This window comes from Pseudomonas sp. F(2018) (assembly GCF_005508865.1).
Classification (GTDB): Bacteria; Pseudomonadota; Gammaproteobacteria; order Pseudomonadales; family Pseudomonadaceae; genus Aquipseudomonas.
In genome coordinates this window covers 783784-799220 of the sequence record NZ_SCOM01000002.1, presented here as the reverse complement: position 1 = coordinate 799220, position 15437 = coordinate 783784, and the positions used below count along the sequence as shown (strand labels likewise).

Annotated in this window: 12 protein-coding genes; all 12 read right to left on the bottom strand. The window is 67.6% G+C overall.

All coding sequences use genetic code 11. The features are described 5' to 3' along the window. Positions 1-4: 4 nt before the first annotated feature. Positions 5-2656 carry a sensor histidine kinase KdpD gene (locus tag FFS62_RS11805; protein WP_137973007.1) on the bottom strand — a complete coding sequence of 884 codons (2652 nt, stop codon included), beginning with the start codon at positions 2654-2656 and terminating at the stop codon, positions 5-7. Beyond that, positions 2653-3228: a potassium-transporting ATPase subunit KdpC gene (kdpC, locus tag FFS62_RS11800; protein WP_137973006.1), complete on the bottom strand. Its 576-nt coding sequence runs from the start codon at positions 3226-3228 to the stop codon at positions 2653-2655. Before kdpC ends, FFS62_RS11805 begins: the two co-directional genes overlap by 4 nt. A 141-nt stretch (positions 3229-3369) precedes the next feature. Beyond that, entirely contained in the window at positions 3370-5415 is a 2046-nt protein-coding gene (kdpB, locus tag FFS62_RS11795; protein WP_137973005.1) for a potassium-transporting ATPase subunit KdpB, read from the bottom strand. Between the two features lie 153 nt (positions 5416-5568). Continuing rightward, positions 5569-7257, bottom strand: coding sequence for a potassium-transporting ATPase subunit KdpA (gene kdpA / locus FFS62_RS11790; RefSeq protein ID WP_137973004.1), 1689 nt, complete (start codon positions 7255-7257; stop codon positions 5569-5571). 8 nt (positions 7258-7265) lie between these two features. Then, entirely contained in the window at positions 7266-7355 is a 90-nt protein-coding gene (kdpF, locus tag FFS62_RS11785) for a K(+)-transporting ATPase subunit F (protein WP_081963146.1), read from the bottom strand. A gap of 244 nt (positions 7356-7599) precedes the next feature. Further along, entirely contained in the window at positions 7600-9189 is a 1590-nt protein-coding gene (locus tag FFS62_RS11780; protein ID WP_137973003.1) for a YdgA family protein, read from the bottom strand. A 200-nt stretch (positions 9190-9389) separates the two neighbouring features. Then, complete coding sequence (locus FFS62_RS11775; protein WP_137973002.1) at positions 9390-10463, bottom strand: AI-2E family transporter; 1074 nt, start codon at positions 10461-10463, stop codon at positions 9390-9392. Positions 10464-10515: 52 nt separating this feature from the next. Then, complete coding sequence (locus FFS62_RS11770; RefSeq protein WP_137973001.1) at positions 10516-11313, bottom strand: DUF4892 domain-containing protein; 798 nt, start codon at positions 11311-11313, stop codon at positions 10516-10518. Positions 11314-11321: 8 nt separating this feature from the next. After that, positions 11322-11975 carry a glutathione S-transferase family protein gene (locus tag FFS62_RS11765; protein ID WP_137973000.1) on the bottom strand — a complete coding sequence of 218 codons (654 nt, stop codon included), beginning with the start codon at positions 11973-11975 and terminating at the stop codon, positions 11322-11324. 49 nt (positions 11976-12024) lie between these two features. After that, entirely contained in the window at positions 12025-12888 is an 864-nt protein-coding gene (locus tag FFS62_RS11760) for an alpha/beta hydrolase (protein WP_137972999.1), read from the bottom strand. Next, the gene (locus tag FFS62_RS11755; RefSeq protein WP_137972998.1) at positions 12885-13691 is read right to left on the bottom strand and encodes an alpha/beta fold hydrolase; all 807 of its coding nucleotides are present in this window, start codon (positions 13689-13691) and stop codon (positions 12885-12887) included. Before FFS62_RS11755 ends, FFS62_RS11760 begins: the two co-directional genes overlap by 4 nt. 152 nt (positions 13692-13843) lie before the next feature. Beyond that, the gene (brnQ, locus tag FFS62_RS11750; RefSeq protein ID WP_137972997.1) at positions 13844-15157 is read right to left on the bottom strand and encodes a branched-chain amino acid transport system II carrier protein; all 1314 of its coding nucleotides are present in this window, start codon (positions 15155-15157) and stop codon (positions 13844-13846) included. Positions 15158-15437: the final 280 nt, after the last annotated feature.

Below are 15437 nucleotides of genomic sequence, written 5' to 3'. Positions count from 1 at the left end.
CACCCTACTCTTCCTCGAGCTGCGGTTGCGCATGTAACGGCAGGTGCAGGGTCAGGGTCGCGCCGCGCCCATCCAGCCCCTCGCCTACCGTCACCTTGCCGCCGTGGGCACCGACCATGCCCTGGCAGATCGCCAGGCCCAGGCCGGTGCCCTGGCCGCCACGGTCGCCACGCGCCGCCGTGTAGAACATATCGAAGATCTTCTCCCGCTCGGCCTGCGGAATACCGGGGCCCTGGTCGCTGACGGCGAAGCGCAGCTCGCCCTCGTCGCTGGCGATGCTCACCCGCAGGCGGCCCTGGGCCGGCGAGAAGCGCGCGGCGTTCTCCAGCACGTTGATCAGCGCCTGCTCGATCAGCGCCGCGTGGGCATACAGCAGCGGCAGCTCGGCCGGCACCTGCAGCTCCACCTGCAGCGGCGCCAGCACCGGACGCAGGCGCTGCACGGCGCTGGCGACGATGTCCGCTGGCGCCACCCAGTCGCGCGCCAGCTTGAGGCCGCCGTGGCCGAGGCGGGTCATGTCGAGCAGGTTCTGGATATAGCGATCCAAACGTTCGGCCTCGTCGCGGGTGCCTTCCAGCAGCTCGCGGCGGTCGGCCAAGGGAATCTGCTCGCCCAGGGCCAGCAGGCTGTCGATGGAGCCGCGCATGGCCGTCAACGGCGTGCGCAGGTCGTGGGACACCGAGGCCAGCAGCGCACTGCGCAGCTCCTCGGTCTGCCCATGCAGACGCGCCGCCTCCAGGTCCGCCGCCAGTTGGGCGCGCTCCAGGGCCTGGGCCAGCGGCTGGCCAAGGGCGGCGATCAGGCGGCGCTGTTCGGGGCTCAGCGGCCGCCCATCCTTCGGCGCCACGCCGAGCAGGGCTAGCGGGCCCTCCTCGCCGGCCAGCGGCCACCACCACCAGCGCCCGCCCGGCAAGGTGCCGGTACCCAGCCCGGACGGCTGCAACTGCTGCCAGGACCAGTCGGCGGCGGCGCGCTCCTGTTCGGTGAGCAGGCGCTGCCCACCGGCCTCGACCTTCCACACACCGTCGCGATCACGCGACTGCAGGCTGATCTCGATCTCCTGCCACAGGCCGAACTGCTGGGTGGCGGCGGAGAACACCGCCTGGCGGTCGGTGGCCACGGTGAGCTTGCGCGACAGCTCGAGCAGCGCCGTGGTCTCCGCCTGGGTCTGGCGCAGGGCCTGCAGCTGGCGGCGCTGGCGGCTGGCCAGGTTGCCGGTCAGGCCGGCCATCAGCAGGAAGAACAGCAGGGTCAGCACGTCCTGCTGGCGAGCAATCTTCAGCGACAGCAGCGGCTCGATGAACAGCAGGTTGTAGGCAAGAAACGACAGGCCGGCGCAGAGCAGCGCCGGGCCCAGGGAACTGCGCACCGCCACCACCAGCACGGCGGCGAGGAAGACCAGCGAGATGTTGGGCAACTGGATGAAGTGCGCCAGGCCCAGCGCCGCGCTGCTGGCCACGGCAGTCGCCAGCGCCGCCAGCAGATAGTCGCGCCAGGCCAGCGACTCGCGGGCTCGTGGCTGGGCCGGAGCCAGCTCCACCTCGGTGTCCAGCACGCTGATCTCCAGGCCCTTGCCGGCGGCCAGCAGGCGCTCGGCCAGACCTCGGCCGACATGCCAGCGACGACGCAGGCGCTGGCGGCTGCGACCGACCAGGATCAGGCTGGCGCGGCGCTCCTGGGCATGGGCGATCAGGGTGCTGGCCACTTCGCCGGCACGCAGGTTTACCACCTCGCCGCCCAGGCGCTCGGCCAGCTGCTGGGCCGCCTGCAGGTTGCCCAGGCGCTCCTCGTTACGTGGGCCACCGGTGTCCACATGCACCACCGACCAGGGCAGGTGGCGACGTTCGGCCACCCGGCTGGCGTGGCGCACCAGGCGCTCGGCCTGGCCATCGCCGTCGATGCCGACCAGCAGGCGGCCGCGCACGCTCGGCGCCTCCTGGCCCTGCTGGCGATAGCGGCGGTTGAGGTCGGCGTCCACCCGCGCGGCGGCGGTGTGCATGGCCAGTTCGCGCAATGCGGTGAGGTTGGTCTGCGAAAAGAACGCGTCGATGGCCGCACGGGCCTGCTCCGGCACGTACACCTTGCCCTCGCGCAGGCGCTCAAGCAGCTCGCGCGGCGGCAGGTCGATCAGCAGGATCTCGTCGGCCTCCTGCAGCACCCAGTCCGGTAGGGTCTCGCGCACCTGCACACCGGTAATGTCGCGGACCTGATCGTTGAGCGCCTCAAGGTGCTGCACGTTGACCGTGGTGTACACGTCGATACCGGCGCCGAGCAGCTCCTGCACGTCCTGCCAGCGCTTGGCGTGACGGCTGCCGGGAGCGTTGCTGTGGGCCAGCTCGTCCACCAATACCAGCTGTGGCGGCCTGGCCAGCAGGCCATCGAGGTCCATCTCCTGCAGCGGCCGCTCGCGGTATTCCAGGCGTTTGAGCGGTTGCTGCGGCAGGCCGTGGAGCATCGCCTCGGTCTCCGCGCGGCCGTGGGTCTCGACCACGCCGACGCGCAGGTCGATACCCTGACGCAACTGGGTCTGGGCCGCCTGCAGCATGGCGTAGGTCTTGCCTACGCCAGGTGCCGCGCCGAGGAAGACCTTCAGCCGGCCGCGGCCCTCACGGGGCATCTCGGCCAGCAATGCATCGGCGCGTAGCGCGTCACTCATGGGGTGCTCTCGTTGAAGGCGAAGGCGCGATTGTCCGCCAGGGCCAGGTTCAGCGCCAGCACGTTGACCACGTCGGGACCGACCAGCGAGCGCTCGGTGTGTTGCTCGATCAACCGCTCAAGACTGGCACTCGGCAGATGCCGGGCGGCGGCGATACGCGCCACCTGCCAGCGCGCGGCGGCCGGTGACAGATGCGGGTCGAGACCGCTGGCCGAGGTGGTGACCAACTCCAGCGGCACCGGCGCACTGCCCTCGCCCAACAGGCGCTGGGCATCCTTGGCGATGCGCTCGGCCAGGGCCGGGTTGCTCTGCGCCAGGTTGCTGGCACCGCTGGCCACGGTGGCGAAACCGGCGGCCGAGGGGCGTGGCTGGAACCACTGCGCGCCTTCGAAGTTCTGCGCCAGCAGCGCGCTGCCGAGCAGCTTGCCCTGTTCGTCACGCAGCAGGCTGCCGTTGGCCTGCTCGGGGAAGGCCACCTGGGCCACGGTGGTGACCAGCAGCGGATAGGCCACGCCGGTGATCAGGGTCATCAGACCGAGAATGCCGAGGGCCGGACGGAGTTGCTTGAGCATGTCGTTTCTCCAGATTCGTTGACTGTTCCCCTCTCCCTCAGGGAGAGGGGCTAGGGGTGAGGGATGCCATTGCCAACTCGAAGTCCCCTCACCCTACGCGGGCCGCCACAACCCTCTCCCGGAGGGAGAGGGAGACAAGCTTTACACCAGCCCCACGGCCACCAGCAGCACGTCGATCAGCTTGATGCCCACGAAGGGCGCAAGGATGCCGCCCAGGCCGTAGATCAGCAGGTTGCGCCGCAGCAGGCTGGCAGCGTCGGCCGCTTCTACGCGTACGCCGCGCAGAGCCAGAGGGATCAGCGCGATGATGATCAGCGCGTTGAACACGATGGCCGAGAGAATGGCGCTCTGCGGGCTGTGCAGCTGCATGACGTTGAGCATGCCGAGCTGCGGGTAGATGCCGGCGAACAGCGCCGGCAGGATGGCGAAGTACTTGGCCACGTCGTTGGCCACCGAGAAGGTGGTCAGCGCGCCACGGGTCACCAGCAGCTCCTTGCCCACCTGCACTACATCGAGCAGCTTGGTCGGGTCGCTGTCCAGGTCCACCAGGTTGGCAGCCTCGCGGGCGGCCTGGGTGCCGTCGTTCATCGCCAGGCCGACGTCGGCCTGGGCCAGTGCCGGGGCGTCGTTGGCGCCGTCGCCGCACATGGCCACCAGCTTGCCGTCGGCCTGCTCGCTGCGGATGCGCTGCAGTTTCTTCTCCGGGGTGGCTTCAGCGATCACGTCATCCACGCCCGCCTCGGCAGCGATGGCCGCGGCGGTCAGCGGGTTGTCGCCGGTGACCATCACGGTACGAATGCCCAGCTGGCGCAGCTCGGCGAAGCGCTCGCGGATGCCCGGCTTGACCACGTCCTTGAGGTGGATGGCGCCGAGCAGGCGATTGTCGCCGGCCACCAGCAGCGGCGTACCGCCCCTCTGGGCGATCTTGTCGATCTCGCGCGCCAGGTGCTCGGGCATCTGCTCGCGGCTCATGCCCAGGTACAGCAGCACGGCGTCCACCGCACCCTTGCGGAAGCTGCGACCATTCCAGTCGGCACCGGACAGGCGCGTCTCGGCGCTGAAGGCGATGCCGCGTACCGAACCACGCCCCGGCGCCTCGACCGGACTGAGACCGCGCAGGTACTCAACAATGGACTTGCCCTCGGCCGTGTCGTCGGCCAGCGAGGCCAACAGCGCCGCCTCGGCTAGGTCGCGACCGTTGACGCCCGGCGCCTTGACCAGCGCGCTGCAGCGGCGGTTGCCGAAGGTGATGGTGCCGGTCTTGTCCAGCAGCAGGGTATGCACGTCCCCCGCCGCTTCCACGGCGCGCCCGGACTTGGCGATCACGTTGAGGCGCACCAGGCGGTCCATGCCGGCGATACCGATGGCCGAGAGCAGGCCGCCGATGGTGGTCGGAATCAGCGTCACCAGCAGCGCCACCAGGTACACCAGTGGCAGGTCGCCGCCGGCGTAGCGGGCGAACGGCTGCAGCGTGGCCACCACCAGCAGGAAGATCAGGGTCAGACCGATCAGCAGGATGTCCAGCGCCACTTCGTTCGGCGTCTTCTGCCGCTTGGCGCCCTCGACCAGGGCGATCATGCGGTCCAGGGTCGACTCGCCCGGGTTGGCGGTGATCTGCACCAGCAGCCAGTCCGACACCACGCGGGTGTTACCGGTGACCGCCGAGCGGTCGCCTCCGGACTCACGGATCACCGGTGCGGATTCACCGGTGATGGCCGCCTCGTTGACCGCGGCGATACCTTCAATCACCTCGCCGTCACCGGGAATCAGCTCGCCGGCTTCGACGCGCACGATATCGCCACGACGCAGCTGGCTGGCGGCCACTGCCTGGAACTGCGCGCCGACCTTGCGCCGCGCGGTCAGGCCCTGACTACCGGCCTTGAGGCTGTCGGCGCGGGCCTTGCCGCGGCCTTCGGCCAGGGCCTCGGCGAAGTTGGCGAAGAGCACGGTGAACCACAGCCACAGGGCGATCTGCAGGGCCAGGCCGACGCTCACCGCCGGGTTGGGAATGAAGCACAGCACGGTGGTGAGGATGGCGGTCAGCTCGACCACCAGCATCACCGGCGCCCGCTTGAGCTGGCGTGGATCGAGTTTGACAAAGGCCTGCTTCAGCGCCGGTTGCCACAGCGCCTGGAAGCTGGTCTTGGAGGTTTGCGCACTACTAGGCGCGCGGGTGGGGGCATTCATCTTGGTTCTCCTTAGAGCCCGCCTACGATCTTTTGATCGTCGGCCATGCTGCGTTGAAGGTGCGCTCGGGCTGCTCATTTACTGCCTGTAAACTCCGCGCCCTCGCGCACCTTCGCCTTGCCTGGCTCTAGCTAAAAAGGTCGTAAACGGGCTCTAGAACGCCAGTTGTTCAGCCAGCGGGCCCAGGGCCAGCGCGGGCAGGAAGGTCAGGCCGCCGACCAGCAGGATGGTCAGGGTCAGCAGGGTGACGAACAGCGGGCCATGGGTGGGGAAGCTGTTGTCGCCCAGCGGCGCACGCTTCTTCGCCGCCAGGCTGCCGGCGATGGCGAGAATCGGCAGGATGTAGCCGAATCGCCCGAGCAGCATGGCCAGGCCGATCAGCAGGTTGTGGAACGCCGTGTTGGCACCGAAACCACCGAAGGCCGAACCGTTGTTGGCAGTGCCCGAGGTGTAGGCGTACAGCGCCTGGCTGAAACCGTGCGGGCCGGGGTTGCTGATCGAGGCCGCAGGACCCGGCAGGCTCACCGCCAGGGCGCAGAACACCAGCACGCCGACCGGCATCACCAGCAGGGTCGCCACCAGCAGGCGCACCTCGCGGGCCTCCAGCTTCTTGCCCAGGTATTCCGGGGTACGGCCGATCATCAGGCCGGCGAGGAACACGGCGATCAACACGAACAGCAGCATGCCGTAGAGGCCGGCGCCGACGCCGCCGAAGATCACCTCGCCGAACATCATGTTGAACATCGGGATCATGCCGCCGATGGCGCTGAAGCTGTCGTGCATGGCGTTGACCGAGCCGTTGGACGCGGCCGTGGTAGTCACCGCCCAGAGCGCCGAGGCGGCGATGCCGAAGCGGCTTTCCTTGCCTTCCAGCGAGCCGGCCTGCTCGATCGGCAACGCCGCCAGCGCCGGGTTCGGCTGGTACTCGGCCCACAGGGTGATACCCAGGCCGATAACGAACAGGATCAGCATGCTGGCCAGGATCGCGCGGCTCTGGCGCAGGTCCTTGACGTAGTGGCCGAAGCTGAACACCAGCGCCACCGGAATCAGGATGATCGCCGCCAGCTCCAACAGGTTGCTCAGCGCCGTGGGGTTCTCGAACGGATGCGCCGAGTTCACCCCGAAGAAGCCGCCACCGTTGGTACCGAGCTGCTTGATGGCGATCTGGCTGGCCGCAGGACCGAGCGGGATGGTCTGATCCGCGCCCATCAGGGTCTTGGCCTGGGCGTAGTCCATGAAGGTCTGCGGCACACCCTGCCAGACCAGCAGCAGCGCCAGGATCACGCAGAACGGCAGCAGGCCGTAGAGAGTGGCGCGGGTCAGGTCGACCCAGAAGTTGCCGATGCCGGCGCTGGACTTGCGCGAGATGCCGCGGGCGAAGGCCACCAGGATGGCCAGGCCCACCGCCGGGCTGACGAAGTTCTGCACGGTCAGGCCGACCATCTGGCTGAAGTAGCTCAGGGCCGCCTCGCCGCTGTAGGCCTGCCAGTTGGTGTTGGCGACGAAACTCACCGCGGTGTTGAACGCCAGAGTCCATTCCAATCCTGGCAGCTGCTGCGGGTTGAGCGGCAGCAGGCCCTGCAGCAGGAGGATGGCGAACAGCAGCACCAGGCTGGCCAGGCTGAACGCCAGCAGCGCCACGGCGTAGGTCTTCCAGTCCTGCTCGGACTTGGCGTCGACGCCGGCGACCTTGTAGCAGAGCCGCTCCAGAGGACGCAGCAACGGTGTCAGCAGAGTTCGCTCGCCCTCCATGGCGCGGTACAGATAGCGTCCCAGCCAGGGCGCGGGCGCCAGCACCAGGACGAAGAAGGCCAGGATCAGGCCGTAGTCTTGAAGTTGCATGGGGCCTCCTAGCCGCGCTCGGCGCGCAGTAGCGCCACCAGCAGGTAGATGAACAGCCCCAGGGCCAGGCCCAGGGACACCCCGTCGAGAATGCTCATGTGATCGCTCCGTAATGCGGGCTACGCCGCCTTGGGCGAATTCTTCGTCTGGGCGGCGTAAAGGAGCGATTCCGCAACGGGGTGCGGGCGATAAAGAATGCGTAAAGATCGCGGTTCGCAGCGGCCGAGACATGACCGACACACTGGAGATGTCAGGCCAGCGCTAGCAGCCGAACATTTGCACCTGAAAACAAAAAGGCCCGCATCTCCAGTGGAAATGCGGGCCTCTCGGCACCTGCGAAGGTTACTCGGCCGGAGCCTCTTCCTCGGTGACTTCTTCTTCCAGCTGCAGACCTTCCATCTCTGGCTCTTCCGCGCCCAGGTCCGCACCGCCCATGCCACCCAGGCCGGCGCCGCTGGCGAAGGCCATGGCGACGAACTCCTCGACGGACATCTGCTTGCCGTTGAAGTCGACCTTGTCGTTGGCGTAGTGCAGGCTGGTGACGATGTTGTCACCTTCCAGCTTGGCCAGCTCGGTGGACAGGGCCATGCCGCTGGCCATCTCGGTCATCATCGAGGCCTGCTGGGCGACGGCTTCCTTGTCGGTCTCGCCGCCGATGGTGGCCTGCAGGCCGATCACGTCGCCGATCATGGCCTTGGAAACGCTGACCTTGGCGTCCAGCTGAGCGATCAGCTGCTTGGCCAGTTGATCCGGCGGCAGCTCGAAGGACTCGGGCTTGTTCAGGTCCACGGCCAGGCTCAGGCTGCTTTCGCCGTTGGCGGTCTTGAACGCCAGTTTCTCCAGGGCAACGCTCGGCTTGGCGGCCAGCAGCTTATCCACGTCGACCATCAGTTGGGCCTGCTGCGCTTCGCTCAGCTCCGGCAGGTTGGCCTCGTCTTCCAGGCTGGCCTGTTGCAGCTGGCCGGTGTTCTTGATGATGTCGCTGTACAGGGCGAGCATCGACTGCAGGGCAGCGGCGTCGACGTTCTTCACGCTGGAAATCATTTCCAGGCCGCCGATATCGTGGCCCTGGTAGCTGACCATGCCGACGTTGTAGGTGGAGCGGCCGGCCAGCTTGCCATCGGCTTCGCTGGTTTCGTCGCGCTGTACGAAGTCCTTCAGCAGCACCGGAGCGGCTTCGCCGACCTTGACCTCGACGACCTGCAGCTTGACCTCGTTCTGGCCCAGGTAGAAATCGCTGGCGCTCTTGGCGGTCTGGCTGTTCAGGGTCAGGCCCTTGAACTCGATGGTCATCGGCTCGCCGCTGGACGGCAGCTTGGAGCTGACCTTGACACTTTCCATCAGGCCGCTGGCGTCGATTTCCTTGGCGCCGGCAGACGTATCGAAGTCGACGGTAAGGCCGCTGAAGTCCAGGTTGCTGTCTTCATCCAGGGCCAGCTGCAGCGGGTTCAGGCGTACGGTGCCTTCCACGGACTGGTCGTAACCGAGGCTGGCCTGGCCTTCCAGCGGCGAGACGCCCTTGCTGGCGGCGAACCATTTTTCCAGGGCCGGGTTGGCTTCCAGGGCGTAGTTGCTGGTGGCCATTACCGGCATCAGCTTGAACGCCTTGAGGCGCGACAGCGGGAAGGGACCGTGCTCGATGCGGTCGGTGATCACCCACTCCAGCTGCTGCGCGGTCTCGCCGTCCAGCGAGCCGTTGAACTTGACGCGGTAGCGCGCGTCGCTGTTGAAGAAGTGGCGATCCAGCGAGAGCAGCTCGACGGAAACGTCGAGACCGAGTGCCGGCAGCGTCTTGGCCATGTCGGCGTTGACCTGCTTGATCGATGCGTCCAGCACAGTCGGCAGCTGGTTGCCGGTGTACCAGGCTCCGGCCGTGCCGAGGGCGCCGACGGCCACGATGACGCCTACTGCGATACCTGCAGATTTTTTCATGGGATGACTCACAAATTGTCCGTTGTGTTGTGTTGGTCTTTCTTCCCTGAACCGCGCGAGGCCTCTGTGGACCCGATCATCACGGTCTGAGGCGGGGCTGGTGCCCGGCTTCGGCCATGCCAGCCGAAAAGCCGGACAAGGCTATCACCGTGGATTCCGCTCACCAAGGACGGTGAGCAGAATTCTGCACAGGATGCCAACTACTCCCCGTCCTTGCGCTCGGCATCCACCGCGGCGACCCGCGGCGTGTTGCCGACCCAGTCGCCGAGCAGGCTGTAGGCCACGGCCAGCAGGGTCGGGCCGAGGAACAGGCCCATGAAGCCGAAGGCCAGGATGCCGCCGAACACGCCGAGCAGCACCACCACCAGCGGCAGGTTGCCGCCGCGGCTGATCAGGTAGGGCTTGAGCACGTTGTCCACGCCGCTGATGACGAACATGCCCCAGATGCCGAGGAACACCGCCATGCCGTAATGCTCCTGGCTGACCAGCCAGGCGGTGGCGGGAATCCACACCAGCGGCGGGCCCATGGGGATCAGGCTGAGGATGAAGGTGATGATGCCCAGCACCAGGGCCCCTGGCACACCGGCGATGTAGAAACCTATCAGCGCCAGCAGGGCCTGGGCGGCAGCGGTGCCGATCACGCCGTTGACCACCCGCTGCACGGTGCCAGCCACCAGGCTCAGGTAGTGCTCGGCACGGTCGCCGATCAGGCGCTCCAGCAGGCTGTGGACGAAGGCCGCCATGCGCGGACCGTCACGGTAGAAGAAGAACACCAGCACCAGGCTCAGGGCCAATTCCAGCATGCCGCCACCGATCTGTGCGCTGCGCGCCAGCAGCCAGTTTCCGACCTGGCCCAGATAAGGCCGCACGGTGGCGAGCAGGGCCGCGCCCTCCTCGTCGATGCGCATCCATAGGTTGACCAGGCGATCGCCCACCAGCGGCAGGCCGCCCAGCCAGCTGGGCGGGTCCGGCAGGCCGTCGCCCTGGAAGTCCTTGAACAGCTCGGTGGCGTCGCGGATATGGTCGGCCAGGTTGAAGCCCAGCCACACCAGCGGCACCGCCACCAGCACCATCCAGCCGGCGGTGAGAATGGCCGCGGCGGTGTTTTCCCGGCCATTGAGGGCGCGGGTCAGCAGGCGCATCAGCGGCCAGCTGGCAAAGGCCAGCACGGCGGCCCAGAACAGCGCCGAGAAGAACGGTGCCAGCACCCAGACGCAGGCGCCGAGCAGCGCCAGCAGAAGGATCTGCACCAGCAGGCGATCATTGTTCAGCATGGTTCGATATTCCCAGAACCCGGGCGGAAAGCGGCCCGGCACGCCTCATTGTTCAGCGTAGTTGTTGCAGACGCAGGCCCGCGCCCTCGGCAGCCACCACCTGCAGACGGTTGCCGCGAACGCCGCGACGCTCCAGCTCCGCGCGCCAGGCCTCGGCTTGCGCACCGGCCAGGCCGACGCGCAGGGTGCTGTCCAGGCTCAGGATGCGGGCCAGCAGGTCGCCCCACTGTTCGTCCGGCGCGCCCAGCTGCGGCAGGTTCAGCTCGCCACTGCCCTTGAGCTGACGCAGCAGGGTGCCGGCGGTGGGCAGCAGTGCCGGCAGCGCCGCGCCGGCGTCCAGCTGCTCCACGTGCAGATAGGAACGGCGATTGCCGCGGGTGATGCCGTACAGGGCCAGCAGGCTGTCCTGTCGCGGCGCGGCCAGGCGCAGCAGCAGGTAGCTCTGCCGCTCCTCGGGACCATACAGCTTGGCGTTGCCGAAGATGGCGTTGGCGAACAGGCTGCTGGAGCCGCAGTCACGGCCCTCGCACCAGAACAGCAACTGGGCACCTTGCCCTTGCAGGTGCTCACGCGCCAGCGTCAGCGCCTCGCGCGGCGAGTGCTCCTCCGGCAAGCGATAGGTCAGCGCGCGCAGGTGCCCCTCAGCCAGCACTTCGGTGGCACGCAGCTGGCCGCTGATGCGGCGCAGGCTGTCCTGCGGGTAACGCTTCTCCGCGTTGGGTTGATCGCGATAGTCGACGATCTCGGCGCGCGGGAAGCGCGGCAGGCTGTCCAGATCCTGGCTACCGGGCACATCGGCGGCCAGCAGTGGCGTACAGATCAGGCTCAGACAGAAAGCGAAATAACGCATTCGGCTCCTTAGCGTGTCAGCATGCTCTGCGCGGTTTTCACCACGCGATCATCGTCCTTGGCCCGCTCCGGTATCAGCAGGCCGCGCTGCACTGCCGGGCGCGCGTCGAGCGCCGCCATCCAGCGCTGCAGATGCTCCAGGCCATCCACCGAGACACCGGCCCAGTCGTGCACACGCACCCAGGGATAGGTGGCGATGTCGGCGATACCGTAGTCGCCGGCCAGGTACTCGGCCTCGCCCAGGCGACTGTCGAGCACCTCGTAGAGGCGGCGGGTCTCGTGCTGGTAGCGGTCGATGGCGCCCTGCAGCTTCTCCGGGAAATAGCGGAAGAACACGTTGGCCTGGCCCTGCATGGGCCCTACTCCGCCCATCTGGAGCATCAGCCACTGGATCGCCAGCGAGCGGCCCTTGGCGTCGCTGGGCAGCAGCTTGCCGGTCTTCTCGGCCAGGTAGATGAGGATGGCGCCGGACTCGAACACGGCGAAGCCGTCGTCGACGATGGCCGGGATGCGGCCGTTGGGGTTGATGCGCAGGAACTCGGGGGCCTTCTGCTCCTTCTTGTCGAAGGACAGCGCGTGTACCTGGTAAGGCAGGCCCAGCTCCTCCAGCGCGATGGACACCTTGTGTCCGTTCGGCGTGGCGGCGGTGTACAGATCGATCATGGCAATCTCCGATACGACCTGCACAGCCTCGGCAGTTGCCGGGGCCGCGTCAAGCGCGGCGGAAGAATGGATTGAAACAGTCTGCGACCTGCTGCGCACCGGCCTCGTCGTTGAGGTGCAGGTGATGGCCGCCGGGCAGGATGTGGGTCTCGAAGGCGGTGCCCTCGACCAGGCTCTTCAGGCGCGGCTCGACGTTCATCTGCCCACCCTCGGCGAGGATCAGGCTGACCGGGCACTGCACGGCGCCGATGAACTGCTCGACATGGGCGAAGGTCAGGCGCATCACCGACGGCAGGGTCAGGCGGATATCGGTGCGCCAGGTGTAGCCACCCGGCACAGGCTCCAGGCCGCGCTGGGCCAGCAGCTCGGCGGCCTCGCGGCTGACCGCGACCACGCCACGCATGCGCGCCTCGACGGCCTTGTCCAGGTTCGGGTAGACCGGCTTCTGCTTGTCGCGCACCGCCAGGCGCGAACGCAGTGCATCGCCCAGGCGCTTGGGCGCACTGTCGGCCTCCGCCGTGTACGGCACCAGGCCGTCGATCAGCGCCAGGCGCTCGACCCGCTCCGGCAACGCGGCCGCCAGCAGGGTCGAAATGATCGCCCCCATGGAATGCCCGAGCAGATTGAAACGCTCCCAGCCGAGCTGCTCGGCCACCAGCAGCACATCCTCCAGGTACTCCCACATGCTGTAGCTGGAGTTGCTGGCGTAGTGCCCGGAATGGCCGTGGCCGGGGAAATCCAGGGCGACGATGCGCAGCCCTTCCAGCTTCGGCGCCAGGCGCGCGAAGGTCATGGCATTGTCCAGCCAGCCGTGCAGTGCGATGACCGGGATGCCGTCTTCGGGGCCGAACAGGTGCGCGGCCAGCTCCACGTGCGGCAGGCTGAAACGGGTTTCCTCGACTCTCAGGCTCATGCCGAACGCTCCATGCCCTGCCCCTGCCAGCGGCCGAACAGCTCGCGCAGCAGGCGTGCGGTGTCCTGCGGACGCTCCAGCGGGAACATGTGCCCGCCGGGCAGGCTCAAGTATTCGCCCTGACGAATGCGGCTGACCTGACGCGCATGGTGCGGCAGTACCACCTTGCTGTGCCGGCCACGCACCACGGCCAGCGGTACGGCGAGTTGCTGCGGGCGGCCCGGTACGGTGTGCGGCACGCTGCGGTAGATAGTGATCTCGGTGACCGGATCGAAGCGCAGACGCAGCCCCTGCCCCTCCTCACGCAGGCCGTGGCGCACGTAGGCGTCCAGGCAATCGGGGTCGAAACGACGGAACAGGGTCTTGCCGGCGAAGTAGTCGCGGGCCTCGCTGAAGTTGCCGAAGGCCTCGCGGCGGCCGACGGTACGCCCGGCCGGAGTGATCTTGTCGATAAAGCCGAAGCGCTTGGCCGCGCGGATCACCAGGCGATCGACGCCGGTCAGCAGCGGCGAATCCAGCATCACCACACCGCGGTACAGCTCGGGGTGGCGCAGCGCGGCGTGATAGTGCAGCACGCCACCAAGGGAGTGGCCTACGCCCCATACCGGTTCGGCGCCCTGCTCCAGGTGCAGGATCAGCTCGTCGACCAGGTTGTTCCAGTTGTCGTCCACCGGAAAGCGCGGATCATGGCCGTGCTGCTCCAGGTGCTGCACCTGGTAGTCCGGCGCCAGGGCGGCGAACAGCTTGCCGTAGGTGGCCGAGGGGAAGCCGTTGGCGTGGGCGAAGAAGATGGTTTGCGACATGGCGGACGGACTGCAAAAGGATTCCCGGCGATTGTCCGGCACACCCGGCCGGGCGGCAATCGGCAGAAGATGCCAGAAGCGCCAAACAACAGGTGCAGCGCGCCAAAACGTGCGCGCCAGAGGGGCTGCATTGCGCAGCCCCGAGTCCTGGATCAGGCGGTCTGGGTCGCCGGCTCGCCGCGCAGGCGGTCGAAGATCAGCGCGGCGATCAGGGTCAGCACCGAGGGCACCAGCCAGCCGAGGCCCTGCTCGGCCAGCGGCAGGTGCTTGAGCAGCAGCGGCAGCTGGGCAGCGAAACCGGCGGCGTTGACCGCATCGACCAGGCCGAACAGCAGCGCCACCAGCATCACCGGCGCAACCACGCGACCCGGCGAGTTCCACAGGTTCCAGCAGAAGCTCAGCGCCACCAGCACGATGCACGGCGGGTAGATCGCGGTCAGCACGGGCACCGAGACCTGGATCAGGGTCGACAGGCCGAGGTTGGACACCAGCAGCGAGAAGCCGGCCAGCAGCAACACCAGGGTGCGGTAGGACAGCGACAGCAGGCGGCTGAAGTACTCGGCGCAGGCGCAGGTCAGGCCCACGGCGGTGACCAGGCAGGCCAGCGAGATCAGCGCGGCGAGGAAGGTACTGCCGAGGTCACCGAAGGTGTGCTGCACATAGGCATGCAGCACCGCCGCGCCATTGGTGGCGTCACCGGCGATGCCGTGGCTGCCGGCTCCCAGGCGGAACAGGCTGATATAGACCAGTGCCAGGCCGACGCCGGCGATCAGCCCGGCGATGATGGCGTAGCGGGTGATCAGGCGCGGCGACTCGACACCGCGCGAGCGGATGGCGTTGACGATGACGATGCCGAATACCAGGGCGCCGAGGGTATCCATGGTCAGGTAGCCATTGATGAAGCCCTGGGAGAACGGTGCGGCCTGGTAGGCCGGGGTCGCCTCGCCGATCTCGCCCAGCGGCAGCATGAACGCGGCCACGCCGAGGATGGCCAGGGCGATGATCTTCAGCGGCGCCAGCACGCGGCCGACGCTATCGAGCAGGCGGCCCGGATAGAGCGACACGGCCAGCACCACGGCGAAGTACACCAGGCTGTAGAGGAACAGCGGCAGCGGCGCGTTGCCGGTCAGCGGCGCCAGGCCGACTTCGAAGGACACTGTGGCGGTGCGTGGGGTGGCGAACAGCGGGCCCACGGCGAGGTAGCAGACGGCGGCGAGGATGGTGCCGGCGGTCTTGCCGATCGGGCTGCTCAGGCTGTCCATGGCGCCACCGACCTTGGCCAGGGCGATCACGGTGATCACCGGCAGACCGACTGCGGTGATCAGGAAGCCCAGGGCGGCGATCCACACGCTCGGGCCGGCCTGCAGGCCGACGATAGGCGGGAAGATGATGTTGCCGGCCCCGACGAACAGGGCAAAAGTCATGAATCCCAGAGCCAACAGGTCCGGGCCTTTCAAGCGAGTCATAGGAGGAATTACCACTGGCAGTAGAAGGAAAGCAGAGGGTTCCCTTGGATTAGGAATAGGCTCTCTGCCCGGTCCGGGTCGATCGCCGAAGCTCCTGCTGCGCGCCCTTGTGAGGTGCGAGCGGGTAGATAGTTGCAAGCCTAACGAAATTTCTCGCCGGCCGCGGCGGACAGCGGTCGAGCTGTCGAACAGCGGAAACAATCTGTCGCCTGGCGGCAATTTTCTGGCCGTCTGGACAGCAATGAAAAAGGCCACCCGTAGGTGGCCTCTTTCCGATCAA

Coding starts and splice junctions, on each gene's coding strand:
- FFS62_RS11805 (WP_137973007.1), bottom strand. CDS start 2,656: ATGAGTGACGCGCTACGCGCCGATGCATTGCTGGCCGAGATGCCCCGT.
- kdpC (WP_137973006.1), bottom strand. CDS start 3,228: ATGCTCAAGCAACTCCGTCCGGCCCTCGGCATTCTCGGTCTGATGACC.
- kdpB (WP_137973005.1), bottom strand. CDS start 5,415: ATGAATGCCCCCACCCGCGCGCCTAGTAGTGCGCAAACCTCCAAGACC.
- kdpA (WP_137973004.1), bottom strand. CDS start 7,257: ATGCAACTTCAAGACTACGGCCTGATCCTGGCCTTCTTCGTCCTGGTG.
- kdpF (WP_081963146.1), bottom strand. CDS start 7,355: ATGAGCATTCTCGACGGGGTGTCCCTGGGCCTGGCCCTGGGGCTGTTC.
- FFS62_RS11780 (WP_137973003.1), bottom strand. CDS start 9,189: ATGAAAAAATCTGCAGGTATCGCAGTAGGCGTCATCGTGGCCGTCGGC.
- FFS62_RS11775 (WP_137973002.1), bottom strand. CDS start 10,463: ATGCTGAACAATGATCGCCTGCTGGTGCAGATCCTTCTGCTGGCGCTG.
- FFS62_RS11770 (WP_137973001.1), bottom strand. CDS start 11,313: ATGCGTTATTTCGCTTTCTGTCTGAGCCTGATCTGTACGCCACTGCTG.
- FFS62_RS11765 (WP_137973000.1), bottom strand. CDS start 11,975: ATGATCGATCTGTACACCGCCGCCACGCCGAACGGACACAAGGTGTCC.
- FFS62_RS11760 (WP_137972999.1), bottom strand. CDS start 12,888: ATGAGCCTGAGAGTCGAGGAAACCCGTTTCAGCCTGCCGCACGTGGAG.
- FFS62_RS11755 (WP_137972998.1), bottom strand. CDS start 13,691: ATGTCGCAAACCATCTTCTTCGCCCACGCCAACGGCTTCCCCTCGGCC.
- brnQ (WP_137972997.1), bottom strand. CDS start 15,157: ATGACTCGCTTGAAAGGCCCGGACCTGTTGGCTCTGGGATTCATGACT.